At 68.2% G+C, this 18,390-nt stretch carries 17 protein-coding genes; 6 read left to right on the forward strand and 11 right to left on the reverse strand.

Annotation, left to right across the window (positions count from 1 at the left end; translation table 11 throughout):
- Window positions 1-5: 5 nt before the first annotated feature.
- Together alc and BX604_RS04600 are read right to left on the reverse strand one after the other, a co-directional pair.
- Window positions 6-1,013, reverse strand: coding sequence for an allantoicase (gene alc / locus BX604_RS04595; protein WP_098549775.1), 1,008 nt, complete (start codon window positions 1,011-1,013; stop codon window positions 6-8).
- Between the two features lie 104 nt (window positions 1,014-1,117).
- On the reverse strand, window positions 1,118-2,440 hold the full coding sequence (locus BX604_RS04600; RefSeq protein ID WP_098549776.1) for a C4-dicarboxylate transporter DctA: 1,323 nt from the start codon (window positions 2,438-2,440) through the stop codon (window positions 1,118-1,120).
- A gap of 212 nt (window positions 2,441-2,652) precedes the next feature.
- On the opposite strand from BX604_RS04600, the gene BX604_RS04605 reads away from it, so the two are divergent.
- The gene (locus BX604_RS04605) at window positions 2,653-3,375 is read left to right on the forward strand and encodes a FadR/GntR family transcriptional regulator (protein WP_098549777.1); all 723 of its coding nucleotides are present in this window, start codon (window positions 2,653-2,655) and stop codon (window positions 3,373-3,375) included.
- A 48-nt stretch (window positions 3,376-3,423) separates the two neighbouring features.
- Here the strand turns inward: BX604_RS04605 and cynR are convergent, their stop codons facing one another.
- The gene (gene cynR / locus BX604_RS04610; protein ID WP_096506308.1) at window positions 3,424-4,314 is read right to left on the reverse strand and encodes a transcriptional regulator CynR; all 891 of its coding nucleotides are present in this window, start codon (window positions 4,312-4,314) and stop codon (window positions 3,424-3,426) included.
- Window positions 4,315-4,625: 311 nt separating this feature from the next.
- On the opposite strand from cynR, the gene BX604_RS04615 reads away from it, so the two are divergent.
- Window positions 4,626-5,825, forward strand: a complete 1,200-nt coding sequence (locus tag BX604_RS04615) for an MFS transporter (protein ID WP_098549778.1) — start codon at window positions 4,626-4,628, stop codon at window positions 5,823-5,825.
- A gap of 93 nt (window positions 5,826-5,918) precedes the next feature.
- On the opposite strand, the gene BX604_RS04620 is transcribed toward BX604_RS04615, so the two are convergent.
- The 4 genes from BX604_RS04620 to BX604_RS04635 form a co-directional block, all read right to left on the reverse strand.
- Entirely contained in the window at window positions 5,919-6,977 is a 1,059-nt protein-coding gene (locus BX604_RS04620; protein WP_098549779.1) for an L-idonate 5-dehydrogenase, read from the reverse strand.
- 11 nt (window positions 6,978-6,988) lie between these two features.
- Window positions 6,989-7,945, reverse strand: coding sequence for a 2-hydroxyacid dehydrogenase (locus BX604_RS04625; RefSeq protein ID WP_098549780.1), 957 nt, complete (start codon window positions 7,943-7,945; stop codon window positions 6,989-6,991).
- Between the two features lie 73 nt (window positions 7,946-8,018).
- A complete protein-coding gene (locus BX604_RS04630) occupies window positions 8,019-9,458 on the reverse strand; it encodes an MFS transporter (protein WP_098549781.1) in 1,440 nt (479 codons plus the stop codon).
- Window positions 9,459-9,607: 149 nt separating this feature from the next.
- Window positions 9,608-10,381, reverse strand: coding sequence for an SDR family NAD(P)-dependent oxidoreductase (locus BX604_RS04635; protein ID WP_098549782.1), 774 nt, complete (start codon window positions 10,379-10,381; stop codon window positions 9,608-9,610).
- A 151-nt stretch (window positions 10,382-10,532) separates the two neighbouring features.
- On the opposite strand from BX604_RS04635, the gene BX604_RS04640 reads away from it, so the two are divergent.
- On the forward strand, window positions 10,533-11,423 hold the full coding sequence (locus BX604_RS04640) for a LysR family transcriptional regulator (protein WP_098549783.1): 891 nt from the start codon (window positions 10,533-10,535) through the stop codon (window positions 11,421-11,423).
- An 87-nt stretch (window positions 11,424-11,510) separates the two neighbouring features.
- Here BX604_RS04640 and gap read toward each other — a convergent pair whose 3' ends face one another.
- Window positions 11,511-12,521 carry a type I glyceraldehyde-3-phosphate dehydrogenase gene (gene gap / locus BX604_RS04645; protein WP_098549784.1) on the reverse strand — a complete coding sequence of 337 codons (1,011 nt, stop codon included), beginning with the start codon at window positions 12,519-12,521 and terminating at the stop codon, window positions 11,511-11,513.
- 88 nt (window positions 12,522-12,609) lie between these two features.
- Complete coding sequence (gene tkt / locus BX604_RS04650; RefSeq protein ID WP_098549785.1) at window positions 12,610-14,682, reverse strand: transketolase; 2,073 nt, start codon at window positions 14,680-14,682, stop codon at window positions 12,610-12,612.
- 217 nt (window positions 14,683-14,899) lie between these two features.
- Between tkt and speE the strand changes: the two genes are divergently transcribed.
- The 3 genes from speE (at window position 14,900) to BX604_RS04665 (ending at window position 17,075) form a co-directional block, all read left to right on the forward strand.
- Window positions 14,900-15,757: a polyamine aminopropyltransferase gene (gene speE, locus BX604_RS04655; protein WP_098549786.1), complete on the forward strand. Its 858-nt coding sequence runs from the start codon at window positions 14,900-14,902 to the stop codon at window positions 15,755-15,757.
- A 116-nt stretch (window positions 15,758-15,873) separates the two neighbouring features.
- Entirely contained in the window at window positions 15,874-16,290 is a 417-nt protein-coding gene (locus tag BX604_RS04660; RefSeq protein WP_098549787.1) for a VOC family protein, read from the forward strand.
- Between the two features lie 17 nt (window positions 16,291-16,307).
- Window positions 16,308-17,075, forward strand: coding sequence for a 16S rRNA (uracil(1498)-N(3))-methyltransferase (locus tag BX604_RS04665; RefSeq protein WP_098549788.1), 768 nt, complete (start codon window positions 16,308-16,310; stop codon window positions 17,073-17,075).
- Window positions 17,076-17,200: 125 nt separating this feature from the next.
- Here the strand turns inward: BX604_RS04665 and BX604_RS04670 are convergent, their stop codons facing one another.
- Together BX604_RS04670 and BX604_RS04675 are read right to left on the reverse strand one after the other, a co-directional pair.
- Window positions 17,201-17,764 carry a barstar family protein gene (locus tag BX604_RS04670; protein WP_098549789.1) on the reverse strand — a complete coding sequence of 188 codons (564 nt, stop codon included), beginning with the start codon at window positions 17,762-17,764 and terminating at the stop codon, window positions 17,201-17,203.
- Window positions 17,765-17,780: 16 nt separating this feature from the next.
- Window positions 17,781-18,212, reverse strand: a complete 432-nt coding sequence (locus BX604_RS04675; RefSeq protein ID WP_098549790.1) for a ribonuclease — start codon at window positions 18,210-18,212, stop codon at window positions 17,781-17,783.
- Window positions 18,213-18,390: the final 178 nt, after the last annotated feature.

Consider the following 18,390-nt stretch of genomic DNA (forward strand, 5'->3'; position numbering starts at 1 on the left):
CTCCGTCAAGCCGGCTCGCCCCACAGACGCAGGCGCGACACGCCGCCGTCCGGGAAGATGTTGAAGCGCACGTGCGTGACGGGGCCGAGCGCCGCGAGCTGATCGAACGTGTGCACGTGATCCATCTGCAGCTTCTGCTCGCCGAGCAGCTCGGCCCAGAACATCGCCTGCGTGACGAGCGAATCGTCGGTGCCGCCCGTGACGTGCGCGGCCTGCAGCGAACAGCGGTCGGGGAAGTTGCCCTTGAAAAAAGCGGTATCGACCTCGACGCGCCGGATGATGCCCGGGCGCGCCAGCGCGACGATCGCCCAGTCGTTGCCGGGCTCGCGGCGGCGCCGCGTTTCCCAGCCGTCGCCCATGTTCGCGCCGCGTCCCGGCATCAGCATCTGCGAAGCCGGCCCGAAGTGCTGGTTGTTCGCGGCCACCAGGTAGCCACCGTTCTCGATCGCCGCGAGATCGACGAGCTCGCCGGCCGGCACATGGCGCCAGTCGCGCTGCGGCTGGCCGTACACGCGCAGCCGCGCGAGCCCGCCGTCCGGATACAGGTTCACGCGCAGGTGCGTGACCGGCTGCGCGTCGTCGACGCTCACGTAGTGATGCGAATTACCCTGCAGCGTCGTCGCGGCCACGATCGTGCGCCATGCGGCGTCGTCCGGCGGCGTGTCGCCGTCCACCGCGCACGCCTCGATCGACGCGGCCGGCGGGAAGTTGCCGGTGAAGTGGCTCGTGTCGAGATCGACGCCATGGATCACGCCCGGCCGCGCGAGCCGGACCACGCAGAAGTCGTGGCCGGTGGTGCGCTTGCGGCGCGTTTCCCAGCCGTCCATCCACTTGCCGTGGTCGTCGTACTTGCCGGGAATGAAGACGGCCGGCTCGGGATTGAGCATGCGCTCCTTCGGCGCGAAGAACTCGTCGCTGGCGAAGAGCGCCTGCGCGCCCAGGCGCGGGTCGGCGAGGTTCATGTAGCGCCGCGTGAAAGCCGGCGCGTTCGGATCGAGGATGGGGGCTGCCATGTCGTCTCCAGTGTGTTTGGAAGCGCCGGCGCGTCGTCGCACCGGCTGCATGAAATTCACATCGCGCGGGGCAGCCGGGGCAGCCGCTCCGCGCGCACTCGCGCTCAGAGCGCGTGGGCCTGGTCGCCAGCGACCGGTGCGGCGCGGCCCTGTTCGTCGGCCGGCACGTAGCGCAGTTCGCGATTCAGCACGCGCTTCGCACGGGCCCGGTCGATGTCGTGCTCCCACACCGCGACGACGACCGTCGCGACGCAGTTGCCGATCAGGTTGGTCACTGCGCGAGCGATGCCGACGAACCAGTCGACCGGCAGGATCAGCACGAGGCCGAGCACCGGAATCGCGGGGATCGCCGACAGCGTCGCCGCGAGAATCACGATCGCCGAACCCGGAATCCCGTGCGCGCCCTTGGACGTGACGAGCGACACGAGCAGCACGACGATCAGGTCATGCGTCGACAGCGGCGTGTTGGTGGCCTGCGCGATGAACAGCACGGCGAGCGTCAGGTAGATCGAGAAGCCGTCGAGGTTGAACGAATAGCCGGTCGGAATCACGAGGCCGACCGTCGAATCCTTGATGCCCATGTATTCGAGCTTGCTCATCACCTGCGGCAGCACCGCGTCGGACGATGCGGTGCCGAGCACGATCGACAGTTCCTCGCGCAGGTAGCGGATCAGCTTGAACACCGAGAAGCCCGCGAGGCGCATCACCGCGCCGAGCACGACCGTGACGAACACGAAGCAGCTCAGGTAGAACACCGCGACGAGATAGCCGAGCTGCTTGAGCGATGCCACGCCGTACTTGCCGGTCGTGAACGCGATCGCGCCGAGCACGCCGAGCGGCGCGAGCTTGATGATGAAGCCGATGATGCGGAAGAACACGTGCGACAGTTCCTCGATCAGGCTGTTCACGCGTTGCGCCTTGTCACCGAGCAGCGACAGCGCGGAGCCGAACAGCACCGCGAACACGAGGATCTGCAGGATGTCACCCTTCGCGAACGCGTCGATCGCGGTCTCGGGGATGATCTTCATCAGGTAGCCGGCCGTGTCCTTCAGGCTTTCGGCGTTCTTCGCATACGACGCGAGCGATGCCGCGTCGAGCGAGCGCAGGTCGATGTTCATCCCGACGCCCGGACGCGTGAGCCATGCGAGCACGAGCCCGATGCCGAGCGCGATCGTCGTCATCACCTCGAAGTAGACGACCGCCTTCAGGCCGACCCGGCCGACCTTCTTCAGGTCGCCCGCATTGGCCATCCCGCTGACCACGACGCAGAACACGATCGGGCCGATGACCATCTTGATGAGCTTCAGGAAACCGTCGCCGAGCGGTCGCAGCGACTCGGCGAAATGCGGGAAGAACGCGCCGAGCGCGACCCCCAGTATCAATGCGATGACTACCCGGCCAAACAGCGAATTGAGGAATTTCGACACGGCGCTCTCCCGATCAAACGGTTGCAGTTTCGTCTGTTCATACTGGTAAGACCAGTGATGTTATGGTGGATAGTAGGAAGCCGATATAGTCGCGTCAAGGACGGATCAAATAGGGATTTCCCGCCCCTCGGCATGGGGTCGGAATGCACCGGATCGGGGCGGATCGTGGCTTTCCCGTAGGTCGCTCGTGCACCGCCTGCGTGCGGATTACAATGCTGGTCAGACCGGCCATCGCTCACATCATGAAGAACGTTCCACACACCGTGACCGACGCCGCCATCTCGACGATCCGCGACCGGATCGAGGCAGGCGTGTATCCGGTCGGCAGCCTGCTGCCGGCCCAGCGCCAGCTCTCCGAGGAGCTGGAAATCAGCCGCGCGTCGCTGCGCGAGGCACTGTCGACGCTCGAGGCGCTCGGGATGCTGCGCATCCGCGCCGGCAAGGGCGTCTATGTCGAAAGCGCGCAGGCAACCGCCGCCCACGCGTGGCGGTTCGCCGAGCAGTCGTCGCCGCCCGACACGTACCAGATGCGCTATGCGCTCGAAGGGTTCGCCGCGCGGATGGCCGCGCACGTCGTCACCGACGACGACATCGCCTGGTTCGAAAACAACCTCGCCGACCTGCACGTCGCGCTGACCGAGAGCGCGCTCGACGAGGCGTCGCGGCTCGACTTCGACTTCCACATGCGGATCATCCATCTCGCGGGCAACGCGGCGATCGAATCGGTGCTGCGCAGCAGCGCGGACATCATGAAGGAAAGCCAGCGCATGCCGTTCTACCGACGCGAGCTGCTGCTGTCGACGTGGCACGAACACCGTGCGATCGTCGATGCGCTGATCGCGCGCGATGCGGCGGCCGCCGGCACCGCGATCGAAACGCACATCGCCAACGCCGCGCAGCGCGCGGGCATCTTCTTCCCGACGCCGCGCACCTGAGCGCCAGCACGCGCGGCCGGCGCCGCAACCGGTCGCCGGCCATCCCGGTCATCCCCCCGACGGATCGCGATACGCGAGCGCGCGCTCGATGAAGGCGCGCGCCGCGACGCTGCGGTACGCGCCCTTGCGCGTGAGCAGCGCTGCCGTGCGCGCCGGCAGCGGCGGATCAATCTCCAGCGCGCACAGATCGCCGCTCTCTCGCGCGACCGCATCGGGCAGCACCGTCGCGAGCCGCCCGCAGCGCACGAGCTCCAGCACCGCGCTGACCGTGTTCGTCTCGATCGCGATCTTCGGCTGCGCGCCCTGCTCGATGAAATACCGGTCGATGCTTTCACGCGTCGCGAACGCGCGGCTCAGCAGCACCAGCGGCTCGCCGACGAGTTCGGCCGGACTCAGCGCGCGGCGACGGCGGGCCAGGCGATGCGTGCGGCCCGTCACGAGCGCGAGCGGTTCGTCCCACAGCGGCAGCGCGTCGATGTCGGGCGCGCGCGGCGGCATGAACGCGAAGCCTGCATCGAGCCGGTCGTCGGCCAGGAGCGCCTCGATGCGCTCCTGCGGCATCGCGTCGATCGTCAGCGCGACGTTCGGAAAATCCGCATGGAACGCGTCGATCAGCGAGCCGCTCAGGTAGGCCGCGAAGGTCGGCATCATCGCGAGCCGCAACGAACCGCTGCCGAGATCGGCGACGTCGTGCAGCGCGCGCTGCCCGGTATCGAGCTCGTGCAGTGCCGCGCGCGCGTGGCGCGCATAGACTTCGCCGAACTCGGTGAGCCGCACCGTGCGGCCCGAGCGGTCGAACAGCTGCACGCCGAGCATATCCTCGAGCTGGCGCACCTGCTGCGACAGCGTCGGCTGCGACACATGCAGCGCGTCGGCCGCGCGCGTGAAGCTGCGCTGCTCGGCGACGGCCAGGAAATAGCGGATGTGGCGAAGTAGCATGCGCGGCTCAAGTATTGGCTGCACCAATGAATACCATAGCGATCCAGTCTTGGACGCTATGATTCGATTCCCGCATCATACGCACTTCCGCTTCCGCGCATGGCGCCTGCCGCCGCACCGGAGCGGCACGCCCGGGCCCGCCCTGCCCCGTCCGCCGCACGACGATCCGCCGCCGCCCCACCCGGGCACCGGCCACGCTCCGCCCGGCGCGCATCGGCTCATCGCCGATCCGTTGACGCCGGCCCCGATTTCCGCAATCCCCGTGCAGCCGGCCGCCCCCGCGCCGCCGGCCGCCGCCGTTTTTCGCGACCATGGAACCGCATCACGACAACCATCCCCCACTGACCCGCGCCATGACGCTGCTGTTCGCCTGCGCGTGCGGCATCGTCATCGGCAACATCTATTACGCGCAGCCGCTGCTCGCCGCGATCGCGCGCAGCTTCGGCCGCCCGCCCGCCGAGCTCGGCTATCTCGTCACGCTGACGCAGCTCGGCTACGCAGCGAGCCTGCTGCTGATCGTGCCGCTCGGCGACGCGGTCAACCGCCACACGCTGATCGTGCGGCTGCTCGTACTCAACGTGATCGCGCTGGTGGCCGTCGCGTTCAGCACCAACTTCACGATGTTCGTCGTCGCGAACATCGCGCTCGGCTTCGTCACCTGCTCGACGCAGCTGCTCGTGCCGTTCGCCGCGTCGCTCGCCGACGCGCGCACGCGCGGCCGCGCGGTCGGCACCGTGATGAGCGGGCTGCTGCTCGGGATCCTGCTCGCGCGCGTCGCGGCCGGCGCAATCGCCGACGGCTTCGGCTGGCGCGCGGTGTACGGGATCGCCGCGGTGATGATCCTCGCGCTGACGGGCCTGCTCGCGGCGAAGCTGCCGAAGGATCGCCGCCACGCACGGCTCGACTACGCGGCGCTGATGAAGTCGCTCGTCGCGCTGGTGCGCGCGCAGCCGCTGATCGCGCTGCGCTCCACCTACGGCGCGCTCGTGTTCGCGTGCTTCAGCCTGCTGTGGACCGGCCTCACGTTCCTGCTGAGCCAGCCGCCGTACAACTACTCCGAAGGGCAGATCGGGCTGTTCGGCGTCGTCGGCGCGGTGGGCGCGCTCGCGGCGACCTCGGCCGGCCGGCTCGTCGACCGCGGCCACGGCAACGCGGCGACCGGCCTGTTCGCGGCGGCCGTGCTCGCCTCGTTCGCGCTGATCGCGACCGGCGCGCACTCGCTCGTCGCATTGATCGCGGGCATCCTGCTGCTCGATGTCGGCGTGCAGGGCATGCACATCTCGAACCAGAGCGTGATCTATGCGCTCGCCGGCAACGCACGCAGCCGCGTGACGACGATCTACCTGACGAGCTACTTCATCGGCGGCGCGTTCGGGTCGTTCGCGGCGAGCGTCGCGTACGGCGTCGACGGCTGGCGCGGCGTGTGCATCGCCGGCGCCGCGCTGTCCGGCGTGCTGATCGCCTTGTGGCTCGCATCGCAACGCGTCGGCGTGCGGCAAGTCACGCAGTAACCGGCTTTCGCACCGGCCAATAAAAAGGCACGCTCCGCGCATCGCGGGCGTGCCTTTTTTGCATGCGCGCCGTCGCGCGCCGTCAGCGAACGGTCATGCAGTCGCGTCCGCGAAATCGATCAGCACCTTCATCGCGCGCTGCCGGTCGCCGGCCAGCTCGAACGCATCGCTCGCTTCGCGCATCGGAAACACGCGCGTCACGGCCGGCGCGAGATCGACGCGCCCCGCATTGATCAACTGCACCGCAAGCGCGAACTCCGCGTGGAAGCGGAACGACCCGCAGATCGACAGCTCCTTCGCGACCACCACGTTCTGCGGCAGGCTGACGTCGCCGCCGAGCCCGAGCTGTACGACGACGCCGCGCGGCCGCATCACGTCGAGGCCGTCGCGCAGTGCGCGCGCATTGCCGGAACACTCGATCATCACGTCGAACGTCCCCTTGTCGGCACCGTAGCGCGCAACCCAGCCGCTATCGGTCGCCGCGTTGATCGTCTGGTCGGCGCCGAGCGCGCGCGCCACGTCGAGCGGCGCATCGACCACGTCGGTCGCGACGATCTCCGCCGCGCCGTGCACGCGCGCCGCCGCGACCGCCAGCACGCCGATCGGCCCGCATCCCGACACCAGCACGCGCCGGCCGATCAGCGGCCCCGCGCGCGACACCGCGTGCAGCCCGACCGCGAACGGCTCGGCAAGCGCCGCGAGCGACAGCGGCACGTGATCGGCCACTTTCACGCACTGCGCCGCGTCGCACACGAGCGCGTTGCGAAACGCGCCCTGCACGTGCGGCATGCGCATCGCGCTGCCGTAGAAGCGCATGTCGAGACACTGGTTCGGCAACCCTTCGAGACAGTAGCGGCACGCGCCGCACGGGCGGCTCGGATTGACCGCGACGCGATCGCCGACATTCACCGCCGACACGTCCGGCGCGACCGCCGCGACCGTGCCGGCCACTTCATGGCCGAGCACCATCGGCTGCTGCAGCCGGATCGCGCCGAAGCCGCCGTGCCGGAAGTAATGCAGGTCGGAGCCGCAGATGCCGCCCATCGCGACATCGACGCGCACCTGCCCCGGGCCGATCTCGCCGGCGTCCTGCTCTTCGAGCCGCAGGTCGTTCGGCCCGTGGATCACGACACACATGCAACGCATACGCATGACACCCCTCCTCAGACGACCGGCGTGAGCAGCGGCGCGCCGGCGAAGTGCGCGGAGAGGTTGTCGCGCACGAGCCAGCCCATCGCCTGACGCGTCTCGACGGTGCCGCTCGCATGATGCGGCTGCAGCAGCACGTTCTGCAACGCGAGGAAACGCGGGTCGATGTTCGGTTCGTTCCAGAACACGTCGAGCGCCGCGCCGGCGATCGCATCGCGCTCGAGCGCGTCGAGCAGTGCGGGTTCGTCGACGGTCGTGCCGCGCGACACGTTCACCAGATAGCCGCGCGGGCCGAGTGCGTCGAGCACGGCAGCGTCGACGAGATGGCGCGTCGACGCGCCGCCCGCGAGCGTGACGATCAGCACGTCGCACCAGTCGGCCAGCTCGGTCAACTGGCCGAAGAAACGATGCGGGCTGTCGGCGCGCGGCGCGACGTCGAAATAGCCGAGCTCGACGTCGAAGCCCGACAGCCGGCGCGCAAGCGTCGTGCCGATCCGGCCGAAGCCGACGATGCCGACGCGCTTGCCGTACAGGCGCGTGACGAGCGGCATGTCGCCGTCGCGCCATGCGCCAGAGCGCACGTACGCGTCGCCGGCACCGATCCGGCGCAGCAGCGCGAGCGTGAGCCCGACGCCGAGATCGGCGACGTCGCCGGTCAGCACGTCGGGCGTATTGGTCACGCGGATGCCGCGCTCGCGTGCCGCGGCGAGATCAATCGCGTCGGTGCCGACGCCGTAGCACGAGATGATCTCGAGCTGCGGCAGTGCGGCGATCAGCGCGGCATTGGCGCCGAGGTCGCCGCGCGTCGCGATCGCGCGCACGCCGGCGCCGTGTTCGGCGAGAAACGCCGCGCGGTCGGCGGCCTCCCACAGCCGGTGGACGTGGTAGCCGGTCGACAGCCATGCGTCGTCCCACGGCTGGTAGGGGCCCGTCATCAGCAGCTCGGGCCGCGGGGTCGAATCGTGCGCCATCTGCGCTTGCTCCTGTCGAAATAAGTTGAAATCGGACTGCGTGCCGGGCCGCGTCAGCCGCCCGGCAGCGCGCTCATGCATGCCGCGCGAGCGGTTCGGCTTCCGGGACCGGCTGCGCCTGCGCCGCGTCGAGCGGATCGTCGAGATCGCGGTTCAGCGTCTCCGGCATCCGCGCGGTGGTGAACAGCGTGATCAGCGTGAGCACCACCAGGTACGCGGCGATCGGCACCCAGGCGTGCACGCCGGCCGCGTGATCGCCGCCGTGCAGCGCGATCACGGTCGCGATCAGCATCGCGCCGATCAGCGGCGCGATTCCGCCGGCGAGCACGGCCGACACTTCACGCGCAAACGACACGCCCATGTAGCGATGCCGCGCGCCGAACAGTTCCGGCAGCAGCGCGGCCTGCGCGCCGAGCATCCCCCAGTTCGCGAAGCCTTGCGCGACCGAGATCGCGATCACGCTGGCCACCACGTTCCCCTGGCTGAAGATCCACCACACCGGGAACGCAAGCGCGAGCTGCAGCCACGCGAACGTGCGGTACACGCGCACCCGGCCGAAGCGGTCGCTCAGTCGCCCCGCGAGCGGCACCGTGCAGGCGCCGACGGTGGCCGCGCACACCAGCGCGAGCGCGCCGATCGGCCCCTTCATCCCGATCACGCCGGCGAGATAGCTGATTGCGAGCGCCTGGTAGATCGACGAGCCGCCGTTCTCCGCCATCCGCAGCCCGATGCCGATCAGCAACGTGCGCTTGGAGTGCTGCACGGCGCTCTTCAGCGGATTCGCAACCACCTGCGCGCGCTTCTCGAGCCGCACGAAGGTCGGCGATTCATGCAGCCGCGCCCGCATGTAGACCCCGACCGCGACGATCACCGCGCTGAACAGGAACGGCACGCGCCAGCCCCAGCCGTCCGTGACGTGGTCGAGGTTCGCGAGCAGCAGGAAATAGACGGCCGCCGCGAGCACCGTGCCGAGCTGGATCCCGAGAAACGGCAGCGACGCGTAGAAGCCGCGTTTGCCCGGCGGTGCGTATTCGGTCATCAGCACGGCCGCGCCGGCCTGCTCCGCGCCGGCGCCGAGGCCCTGCAGGATGCGCAGCAGCACGAGCAGCGCCGGCGCCCAGTAGCCGGCGCTCGCATAGGTCGGCAGGACGCCGATCAGCGTGCTGGCGATGCCCATCAGCAGCACCGTCGCGGTCAGCACGAACTTGCGGCCGATCCGGTCGCCGAGCACGCCGAAGATGACGCCGCCGAGCGGGCGCACCGCGAAGCCGACGAAATACGTGCCGAAGCTCGCGATCAGCCGCGTCTCGACGGTTTGGGACGGAAAGAACAGCGGTCCGAAGACCAGCGCCGACGCGAGCGTGTACAGCGCGAAATCGTAGTATTCGAGCGCGCTGCCGAGCGAGCAGGTCCATGCCGCGCGGTTTAGCTGCTTCTGGTCGACACCGTGTCGTTCGGCGGTGTCGGCCGGCGTGGCGGGCATTGCATCGCGCCTCGGGGAATTGCGGTCCATCGTTGTCTCCTGTCTCCTGCCTTCCATTCCGGAACCCGGCGCCAGATGCGCCGGACATCGGCCCGCTCATGCGGCGGGCTCTTCTGGGAATTCGGATGCCGGCCCGAACCGGCTCGACGGCGCTGCGCACACGGCGCAAGCACCGCCGCTCAGACGGCGCTGGTCAGGCCGCCGTCGACGAACAGCGTCTGGCCGTTCACGAAATCGGACGCAGCCGACGCGAGGAAAATCGCCGCGCCGCACAGCTCGTCGACCTGCCCCCAGCGGCCGGCCGGCGTGCGCTTGCACAACCAGTCCGAGAACGCCGCATCGTCGACCAGCGCGCGGTTCAGTTCGGTCTCGAAATAACCGGGCGCGAGGCCGTTCGCCTGGATGCCATGACGCGCCCAGTCGGCGCACATCCCTTTCGTCAGCATCCGCACCGCGCCCTTCGTCGCCGCATAGGGCGCGATCGTCGGCCGCGCGAGCTCGCTCTGCACCGAACAGATGTTGATGATCTTGCCGCGACCGCGCGCGATCATGTGGCGCGCCACCGCCTGCGCGGTGTTGAACACGCCGTCCAGATTCACGCGCATCAGCGCGTGCCAGTCGTCCGGGTCGAATGCGTCGAGCGGTGCGCGGCGCTGGATGCCCGCGTTGTTCACGAGGATGTCGATCGCGCCGACGCGCGACTCGAAATCGTCGACCGCCGCGCGCACCTGCCCGTGCTCGGCAACGTCGAACACCGCGTAATCGGCGGTGAACCCTTCTTCGCGGAAATGGCGCACGAGCGTCGTGGCCTTCTGTTCATTGCGATCGTTGATCACGATCGCCGCGCCGGCTTCGGCGAGCCCGCGAGCGAGCGTCAGTCCGATACCGCGTCCGGAACCGGTGATCAGTGCGCGGCGGCCGTCGAGGCGGAACCGGTCAAGCGCGTGGGTCATGCGTGTCTCCTCATACCCGGCGAGCCAACCGCCCGTCGCGGTCGGTCTCGCGTTGAGGCTATCTTCGGCGCTCGGCCGGGCATCGCGCCAATGGTCTTTTTTGATCCGGTTATCATGAAATCTGATTACCGTCCCTTGCCAGCCGCCGACCATGGAACTCAAGCAATTGCGCGCCTTCGTCACGCTCGCGGAAGAGCTGCATTTCGGGCGCGCCGCGCAGCGCCTGTTCATCGTCCAGTCCGCGCTGAGCATGCAGATCAAGGCGCTCGAGGACGAACTGGGCGCGCGCCTGTTCGAGCGCGACCGCCACAAGGTCGAACTCAGCGACACCGGGCGCGTCTTCCTGCCCGAAGCGCGGGCGACGCTGCAGCAGGCTGCGCGCGCCGAGCAGATGGCGCGGCTGTCGAGCCGCGGCGAGATCGGCACGCTGCGCATCGCGTTCGTGTCGTCGGTGCTGCCCGCGCTGCTGCCGGCCGTGCTGCGCACGATGCGCGAGCGCTACCCGCTGATCACGCTCGAACTGAAGGACATGCCGACGCCCGACCAGATCGCGGCGCTGCGCGACCGGCGCATCGATTTCGGGATGATCCGGCTGCCTGCCGCGTATGCGGGCATCGACACGCGCGTGGTGCTGGAGGAAGGTTTCGTCGTCGCGCTGCCGCTCGACCATCCGCTCGCCGCGCACGACGCGATCGCGCCGGCCGCGTTGCGCGGCCAGCCTGCATTCGTGCTCGCGCGCCGTTACGCGCCCGGCTTTCACGACGACATGCTGCTCGCGCTGAGCCGCGCCGGTACGACGCTCGAGATCGCGCAGGAGTTCGGCGAATTCACGACGATGCTCGCGCTCGTCGCCGCCGGAATGGGGATCGGGCTGATGCCGGCGGAAGCCGCGAGCGCGCTGCCGCCGAACGTGCTCGCGAGGCCGCTCGACCTCGCGGGCCACCGCACCGGCATCGGTCTCGCGTGGACCGACCTCGACAGCGCGATCAAGCGCGCGTTCGTCGACGCGGTCGAGCACGTGACGGCCGGCGCCGGGCCATGACGCCGGGCAAAAAAAAGCCCGGCCGGAAAACCGGCCGGGCTCGTTCGCCGCGCACGCCGCCGTGCGGCGGCCGCGCAACGTGCAGGATTACTTCGCGTTCGCGAATGCGACTGCCGTATCCAGCATGCGGTTCGAGAAGCCCCACTCGTTGTCGTACCAGCTCGACACCTTGACGAGGCGGCCCGACACCTTGGTCAGCGTTGCGTCGAACGTCGACGAAGCCGGGTTGTGGTTGAAGTCGATCGACACCAGCGGTGCATCGTTGTAGCCGAGGATGCCCTTCAGCGCGCCTTCCGATGCTTCCTTCATGATCGCGTTGACTTCTTCAACCGTCGTGTCGCGCTTCGCGATGAACGACAGGTCGACGACCGACACGTTGATCGTCGGGACGCGGATCGCGTAGCCGTCGAGCTTGCCGTTCAGTTCCGGCAGCACGAGGCCGACGGCCGAAGCAGCGCCCGTCTTCGTCGGGATCTGGCTGTGGGTAGCCGAACGCGCGCGACGCAGGTCTTCGTGATAGACGTCCGTCAGCACCTGGTCGTTCGTGTACGCGTGGATCGTCGTCATCAGGCCGGTTTCGAGGCCGATCTGGTCGTTCAGCGGCTTGACGAGCGGCGCGAGGCAGTTCGTCGTGCACGATGCGTTCGAGATGACCGTGTGCTCGGCCTTCAGCACGTTGTGGTTCACGCCGTAGACGATCGTCGCGTCGACGTCCTTGCCGCCCGGCGCCGAGATGATCACCTTCTTCGCGCCGCCCTTCAGGTGCGCGCTGGCCTTTTCCTTGGTCGTGAAGAAGCCCGTGCATTCCATCACGACGTCGACGCCCAGCTCGCCCCACGGCAGTTCTGCCGGGTTGCGGTTCGCCAGCACGCGGATCTTGTCGCCGTTCACGACGAGGTAGTCGCCGTCGACCGTCACTTCACCCGGGAACTTGCCGTGTGCGGTGTCGTACTGGGTCAGGTGCGCGTTGGTCTTCGCATCGCCCAGATCGTTGATGGCGACGATCTCGAGATCGTGCTTCTTGCCGTTTTCATAGAACGCGCGCAGCGTGTTGCGGCCGATGCGGCCGTAGCCGTTGATTGCGACGCGGATCGTCATGGTCTATCTCCTGATGGCTGAAAAAAATTCGTTGCGTGCAGCTTCACGGTGCGACGCGCGCAAGGGGAGGCGCGCGTCGCGAATGCTTTTAGGCCAGCACGGCCTTCGCGGTCTCGACGACGTGCTCGACGGTGAAACCGAAGTACTTGAACAGCACGCCGGCCGGTGCCGATTCGCCGAACGTGTCGATCCCGACGACGCCGCCCTCGAGGCCGACGTACTTGTGCCAGAACGCGGTCACGCCCGCTTCGATCGCGACGCGGCGCACGCCGTGCGGCAGCACGCGTTCGCGGTATTCGGCGTCCTGGCGGTCGAACACGTTGGTCGACGGCATCGACACGACGCGGGCCGCGATGCCCTGTTGCGCGAGCGGCTCGATCGCCTTCATCGCGAGTTCGACTTCCGAGCCCGTCGCGATCAGGATGATCTTGCGTGCGACGATCTCTTCGTCCCAGTCCTTCAGCACGTAACCGCCCTTCTCGATGTTCGCGATCTGCGAATCGGTACGCGGGTTGAACGCGAGGTTCTGGCGGCTGAAGATCAGGCTCGACGGACGGTCGGCAGCGATCGCGTGGGTCCATGCGACGGCCGTCTCGACCGTGTCGGCCGGACGCCACACGTCGTGGTTCGGGATCAGGCGCAGGCTCGACACGTGCTCGACCGACTGGTGCGTCGGACCGTCTTCGCCGAGGCCGATCGAATCGTGCGTGAACACGAAGATCGACGGAACCTTCATCAGCGCCGCGACGCGCAGTGCGTTGCGGCTGTAGTCGGAGAACGTCAGGAACGTGCCGCCGAACGGCTTGTGGCCGCCGTGCAGCGCGAGGCCGTTGATCGCGGCGCTCATGCCGAATTCGCGCACGCCGTAGTTGATGTGGTTGCCGAGCAGCACGCCCGGGCCTTCCGGATTCGCGCGCACCGCCTTCGATGCCTTCCAGTTCGTCAGGTTCGAACCGGTCAGGTCGGCCGAGCCGCCGAGCAGTTCGGGCAGCGCAGCGGCGAGGCCTTCGATCGCCTGTTGCGACGCCTTGCGGGTCGCCACCGTCTCGCCGCGCTCGTTCGCGCCGGCGATGATCGCCGCAGCCTTCTCGGCCCAGTCGGCCGGCAGCTGGTTGGCCATCCGGCGCTCGAACTCGGCGGCTTCTGCCGGGAATTTCGCGCGATAGGCGGCGAACGTCGCGTCCCATTCGGTTTCAGCGCGCTTGCCGGCTTCCTTCGCGTCCCATGCCGCATAGACTTCCTGCGGAATCACGAACGGCTCCCAGGTCCAGCCGAGTGCCGCGCGCGTCTTCGCGATTTCTTCCGCGCCGAGCGCCGCGCCGTGCACGTCGTGGCCGCCGGCCTTGGTCGCCGCGCCCTTGCCGATCACCGTCTTGCAGCAGATCATCGTCGGCTTGTCCGACAGCTTCGCCTTCGCGATTGCCGCGTCGACTGCGTCGACGTCATGACCGTTCACGTTCGGGATCACGTTCCAGCCGTATGCCTCGAAGCGCTTCGGCGTGTCGTCGTGGAACCAGTTCACGACGTCGCCGTCGATCGAGATGCCGTTGTCGTCGTACAGCGCGATCAGCTTGTTCAGCTTCAGCGTGCCGGCGAGCGAGCAGGCTTCGTGCGAGATGCCTTCCATCAGGCAGCCGTCGCCGAGGAACACGTACGTATGGTGATCGACGATCTTCGCGCCGTCACGGTTGAATTCGTCCGCCATCAGCGCTTCGCCGAGCGCCATGCCGACCGCGTTCGCGAGACCCTGGCCAAGCGGGCCGGTGGTCGTCTCGACGCCCGGCGTGATGCCGTATTCCGGGTGACCCGGCGTCTTCGAGTGCAGCTGGCGGAAGTTCTTCAGCTCTTCCATCGGCAGGTCGTAGCCGGTCAGGTGCAGCAGCGAGTACAGCAGCATCGAGCCATGGCCGTTCGACAGCACGAAACGGTCGCGGTCTGCCCAGTGCGGGTTGGTCGGGTTGTGCTTCAGGTGGCGCGACCAGAGCGCAACGCCGATTTCGGCCATGCCCATCGGCATGCCGGGGTGGCCGGAGTTCGCTTGCTGGACGGCGTCCATCGCGAGCGCACGGATCGCGTTGGCCATCAGGGTGGTGGAGGCGGGAGACGAAGTCGTCATGTCGAGTCCGGAGAACGAGTCGAGGAAACGGGGGCACGGCGGCATCCGAAAGCTCGAGCGTCAATCGTTCCGGGCGCGCAATGCGGCGCCTGACGGACGCGAAGCGGACGGAGCCTACGGACGGGGCTGCAAAGCTCGTCATTTTAACAGATGGGCCGACATTTCCCTTGTCGGCGCGCGTTGTTCCGGCACGCTTTTCCGTCGAACCGCACGCCTCCTATAATTCAGACGTCGGAACTGCCTGCCCTGAGCCGCCCCGCCCGTGAGCACGACCCTTCTTTTTCACCCCACGCCCGACGCCACCTACGGCTTCCCGAACGCCCGGCGGCTCGCGCACGTCGCGTCGCCGCACCAGCACATCGAGGTCTGGGAAACGCCGCAGCTCGGCCGCCTGTTCACGCTGGACGGCCGGCCGATGACGTCGGTCGGCGACGAGTACGTCTATCACGAGTGCATGACGCACCCGGCCGCGCTCGCGCATCCGTGCCCGAAGAAGGCGCTCGTGCTCGGCGGCGGCGACGGCGGCGCGGCGCGCCAGTTGCTCAAGCACGCGTGCATCGAGCGGATCGTCGTCGCCGAGCTCGACGACGAAGTGGTCGGCATGGCCCGCCGCTATCTCGACGACGTGCACCAGGGCGCGCTGGACGACCCGCGCGTGGAAGTCGTGATCGGCGACGCCGTGCATTTCGTCACGTCGACCGTCGAGCATTTCGACCTCGTCGTGTTCGATCTCACGCCGCCCGATTCGCCGGCGGCCGGCCTCTATACGCGCGCGTTCTATGCACGGCTCAAGCGGATCCTCACGCCGTGCGGCGCGATCTCGATGCACCTCGGCTCGCCCGTGTTCCACGCATCGCGGATCGCCGCGCTGCTCGACGACCTGCGGGCGTGCTTCGCGGTGGTCGATCCGCTGTCCGCGCACGTGCCGCTGTACGGCTCGCAATGGCTGATGGCGATCGCGAGCGACACGCTCGACGCGGCCGCGCTGTTCGCGCACGACGTCGACGAACGGCTCGCCGCGCACCGCGTGCACGGTTTGCGCTACTACGATGCGCGCCTGCATGCGTCCCTCTTTGCCCTCCCACGCGCGCTGCGCGATACACTGGGCGTTCGCCGCTGAGCTTCCGGGCGGCCGCATCGTCCCGCTTGCCAGCGCGCGCAAGCAGGCCCGGAACGCTACCGGAGGCCCGCCGAAGCACCCGCACTCCCCCGCTGTTCGTTCGACAGGAGATTTTCATGACCGATCCACGTCCGGCCGACGTGCCTTGGTTGACGCCTTACCTGGCTGTCCGCAATGCGCAGGCAGCCATCGAGTTCTTCAAGGCCGCATTCGGTTTCGCGCTGCGCGACGTGCTCGACGAGGATGGCGCGATCATGCACGTCGAGATGACCTACCGTGGCCAGTTGATCGTGATGTTCGCGCCCGAAGGCGCGTTCGGCTCGACCGCGCTCACGCCGAAGCGTGCGGACGCAACCGCGCCGCAGTCGTTCTATCTGTACGTCGACGACGTCGACGCCACCTGGCAGCGCGCGCTCGATGCGGGCGCAAAATCCCTGACCGCGCCGCAGGACCAGTTCTGGGGCGATCGCTTCGCCCAGATCGAGGATCTCGACGGCTACCGCTGGGCGCTCGCGCGCCGCCTGCGCACATGAGCGGAGCCGCACCACGCATGAGTGAAGCCACCACCACCGCGGCCGTGCCGCGCTTTTTCGTCGAAACCGCGCTGCGCGCCGATGCGACGCTGGCGCTGCCGGCCGACGTCGCACGCCACGCCCAGGTGCTGCGCCTGCAGCCCGGCGACGCGCTCGCGCTGTTCGACGGCAACGGCGGCCAGTACCGCGCGCGGCTCGTCGAGATCGACAAGCGCAGCGCGCTCGCGCAGATCGACGCATTCGACCCGACCGAAGCCGAGCCGCCCTATCGCGTGACGCTCGCGCAAGGCATCGCCGGCGGCGACAAGATGGACTGGGTGATCGAGAAAGCCGTCGAGCTCGGCGTCGCGGCGGTCGTGCCGCTGTCGACCGCGCGCGGCGTCGTGAAATTGTCGGGCGAGCGCGCGGACAAGCGCGTCGCGCACTGGCGCGGCGTCGTGCGCGCATCGTGCGAACAATGCGGGCGCAACCGCGTGCCCGACGTCGCCGACGTGCGCGGCTTCGGCGCGTGGCTCGATACACTGCCGGCCGCACCGGCCGACGGCGAGCTGCGGTTGCTGTTGTCGCCGCGTGCGAGCATCCCGTTCGCGTCGCTGCCCGACGCGCCACCTGCCGCGACCGTCACGCTGCTGATCGGGCCGGAAGGCGGGCTGTCGCCCGACGAAGAACAGGCGGCCCGCGCGCGCGGCTTCACCGCGCTGTCGCTCGGCCCGCGCGTGCTGCGCACCGAGACCGCCGGCGCGGCCGTGCTCGCGGCGCTGGCCGCGCGGTGGGGCGGATGGTGATGGGCCCCGGCGCCGCTCACGCGGCGCGCGCGGCCTGATTCCGGCGGGCCGCGGACGCAAAAAAGCCCGCGCGACGCGGGCTTTTTTTCGAATCGGCCGCGGGTGAGCGGCCAGCGGTTTCGCGCTTACGCGAACGAGTAGAAGACGCGGAACGCGACCTTGCGCTCGGCCCAGAACTCGGCGGCTTCGCGGAACACGTCGAGCAGCGTCTCGCGCCCTTCCTTGTCGAATTTCTGCGCGATCGGCAGTCCTTCGAGGACGATCACGAAACCGGGCTGCGCCCCCGCCTTCGCGACCAGGTCGGTCAGGCAGTCGTACAGCGCGTCGTAGTTCTTGCCGAAGTGCTTCGGAAACAGGAACGACGTCGCGATCGTCTCCATCACCTCCTGCTTCGACTGCGCGGCGCCGCAATACGCAAACAGGAAATGCTGGCCGAGCCGACCGGCTTCGTCGGCGAGATCCTGCACGCGAAACGCGCGGATCGACTGCACGAGGTTGGGTCGCACGGTCGTGAAAAGGCTCATAGGCTCCTCGTTCGATGAAAGCCCGGGCTCGGCTTCCTGTTGCGCCGGCGCGCCGCCAGCCTGTGCCGTCGCGTGTAATTGCATCACGCGCTGAAACAGATTGCCGTCGCCGGCTGCGAACAGTTCCGCCGCCGCCGTATCGTGCGCGTAGATGGAGTCGCTCATTCCGTTCATCCCGAAGTCATTCAACAATACGTTTAAAACTGTTGTAGTGGTCGTCCGTGTAATAACAGTTGTCGATCCGGCGCAACGGCCCGCCACAGACGATCCGGCGCGCACCGCGATTGCGTGCGCGCGGCGTCGGCACCGTGTACTCGTGATAGAAGCCGCGCTTCGCTTTCGGCAGGATCCGCTCGCGGTTGCCGAAGACGACGCCGTCTTTCTCGTACGGATAGGGGCCACCGGCGCCGATCAGGCCAAGCGTGGTCACGGCCTCGCGCGGCAGACGGCCGGTCGGGATCGTATCGAGCCCGCCGACGGCCATGTCGGCCGAAACGGCCTGCCGTGCGTAAGCGGCGGAAACCAGACTGCCCGTCGGTGTGCCGACGATACCCATCGCGAACATCGCGAAGACGGACGCGAGCGCGCCGTTGCGGAGCCACTTGCGTGCCATGAACCAGGGTTCCCGCTGTTAAATCAAGTAGTTGACGACCAACAAAGGCGTTAGCGTAGCGCTATTGTCCGCGCGAATCAATGTTCGTTTGGGAAATCGAAAGCCGTACGCCATACCGAACCAAGCATTTTTTACCCAAATTAGACTACATTTATCTTACACAGGGTAAAATGCAAAC

It is taken from the genome of Burkholderia sp. JKS000303 (assembly GCF_002563755.1).
Taxonomy (GTDB): Bacteria; Pseudomonadota; Gammaproteobacteria; order Burkholderiales; family Burkholderiaceae; genus Burkholderia; species Burkholderia anthina_B.

What these genes read in the sequence shown, in the direction of transcription:
- BX604_RS04675 (WP_098549790.1), bottom strand. Translation starts at nt 18,212, where the DNA reads ATGGCACGCAAGTGGCTCCGCAACGGCGCGCTCGCGTCCGTCTTCGCG.
- alc (WP_098549775.1), bottom strand. Translation starts at nt 1,013, where the DNA reads ATGGCAGCCCCCATCCTCGATCCGAACGCGCCGGCTTTCACGCGGCGC.
- tkt (WP_098549785.1), bottom strand. Translation starts at nt 14,682, where the DNA reads ATGCCGCCGTGCCCCCGTTTCCTCGACTCGTTCTCCGGACTCGACATG.
- cynR (WP_096506308.1), bottom strand. Translation starts at nt 4,314, where the DNA reads ATGCTACTTCGCCACATCCGCTATTTCCTGGCCGTCGCCGAGCAGCGC.
- BX604_RS04670 (WP_098549789.1), bottom strand. Translation starts at nt 17,764, where the DNA reads ATGAGCGACTCCATCTACGCGCACGATACGGCGGCGGCGGAACTGTTC.
- BX604_RS04620 (WP_098549779.1), bottom strand. Translation starts at nt 6,977, where the DNA reads ATGCGTATGCGTTGCATGTGTGTCGTGATCCACGGGCCGAACGACCTG.
- BX604_RS04630 (WP_098549781.1), bottom strand. Translation starts at nt 9,458, where the DNA reads ATGGACCGCAATTCCCCGAGGCGCGATGCAATGCCCGCCACGCCGGCC.
- gap (WP_098549784.1), bottom strand. Translation starts at nt 12,521, where the DNA reads ATGACGATCCGCGTCGCAATCAACGGCTACGGCCGCATCGGCCGCAAC.
- BX604_RS04660 (WP_098549787.1), top strand. Translation starts at nt 15,874, where the DNA reads ATGACCGATCCACGTCCGGCCGACGTGCCTTGGTTGACGCCTTACCTG.
- BX604_RS04640 (WP_098549783.1), top strand. Translation starts at nt 10,533, where the DNA reads ATGGAACTCAAGCAATTGCGCGCCTTCGTCACGCTCGCGGAAGAGCTG.
- BX604_RS04615 (WP_098549778.1), top strand. Translation starts at nt 4,626, where the DNA reads ATGGAACCGCATCACGACAACCATCCCCCACTGACCCGCGCCATGACG.
- BX604_RS04665 (WP_098549788.1), top strand. Translation starts at nt 16,308, where the DNA reads ATGAGTGAAGCCACCACCACCGCGGCCGTGCCGCGCTTTTTCGTCGAA.
- BX604_RS04625 (WP_098549780.1), bottom strand. Translation starts at nt 7,945, where the DNA reads ATGGCGCACGATTCGACCCCGCGGCCCGAGCTGCTGATGACGGGCCCC.
- BX604_RS04605 (WP_098549777.1), top strand. Translation starts at nt 2,653, where the DNA reads ATGCTGGTCAGACCGGCCATCGCTCACATCATGAAGAACGTTCCACAC.
- BX604_RS04635 (WP_098549782.1), bottom strand. Translation starts at nt 10,381, where the DNA reads ATGACCCACGCGCTTGACCGGTTCCGCCTCGACGGCCGCCGCGCACTG.